Source organism: Bacillus sp. EB600, assembly GCF_024494385.1.
Taxonomy (GTDB): Bacteria; Bacillota; Bacilli; order Bacillales; family Cytobacillaceae; genus JAEVLT01.
On the sequence record NZ_JAEVLT010000115.1, the window covers coordinates 1 to 1,288 of the forward strand.

The following is a 1,288-nucleotide window of genomic DNA, read 5'->3' on the forward strand; positions in this document are numbered from 1 at the left end:
TGAACTTACCTAGCGATATGAGACACATATAAAACACCATTTAGGCTGCCATTATTCTGAATTCTTTCGGAGTGAGGTAGCCTAATTTTTCTTGAATTCTTTCCTCGTTATAATGATTCATGTATTCATCAATTTTCGATATAACTTTTAGATTTACAAGAGAATTAAATTTACAATACTGAAATTCCTCTGTCTTCAAATTCGAATGAAATGATTCAATAACTGCGTTATCCCAACAGTTTCCTCGTCTTGACATACTACCGATTAAATGATGTTCCTTTACGTAATTTTGAAAAGCATACGAAGTATACACACTGCCTTGATCGGAGTGAATGATTATTCCCTCTGGATGATTCCTTTTATTTAAAGCTTCCTCTAAAGTATCGATTACCAATGGTGTTTGTTGGTGATTATAAAGTTTATATGCGACGATTTCATTATTAAACAAATCGATTATCGTTGAAAGATATAACGTTTCACTGCCGTATTGAATATACGTAATATCCGTAACCCATTTTTCATTTGGTTTACTTGCACTAAAATCTCTGTTAAGAATATTTGGGGCAATTACTTCACTTTCCCCTTGTGATTTCCATTTCCGCTTTGGTTTAACCCTACATTGCAAATGATGTTTTTGCATAATTTTTTGGATCGTATTACGATTCAAATGAACGTGGTGCTTGCTCTTTAGAATAGCTCTGATTTTACGGTGTCCATTTCTATAATTAGTCGCTTTACAAATCTCAATGATTAGATCCTCATGTTCATTACTATATTCCTCAAATCCATTTACCCATCGGTAATACGTAGAACGAGGGACACCTAAAACTTTCAATATGGATGTAACAGTATATTTTTTACGCATTCTCTCAACCTGTTTTACTACTATTCTTTTATCCACTCCTTTTTCATCGCTAAGTACTTTTTTAAGATTTCATTCTCCATTTTTAAATGTGCTAATTGATTGTTAGTTCGCTCATCTTCATTTGCAAATTCTGGACCATGACCAAATGTATACTGTTTGCCAATAGGTTGATCGAACCGATAAATCTCGCCATCTCTATACCATTTCATCCACGTTTTAATCTGAGAAGTATTTTTTATCCCATACTTCTCCATAATCTCCTTATTAGTTAATTTACCTTCAATTTTATCTCTGACTACCGCCCATTTTGTTTCTCCTGTATATACGTTTTTGCCCACGCAAAAACACCCCCGATAAATGTACTGATTACAGTGTAACATTTAGGAGGTGTTTTATATTGTCTTATTTTTTTAGGTTAGTCCA

General features: G+C 33.4%; 1 protein-coding gene. It reads right to left on the reverse strand.

Features of this window, described 5'->3' with window-relative positions; all coding sequences use genetic code 11:
* Window positions 1-40 precede the first annotated feature (40 nt).
* Window positions 41-1,203, reverse strand: a protein-coding gene (locus JN080_RS28740; RefSeq protein ID WP_256239350.1) for an IS3 family transposase whose coding sequence is annotated in 2 segments (ribosomal slippage) — window positions 41-888 and window positions 888-1,203 — 1,164 coding nt in all. Because the reading frame shifts where the segments join, the coding sequence is not laid out codon by codon here.
* Between the last annotated feature and the right edge of the window lie 85 nt (window positions 1,204-1,288).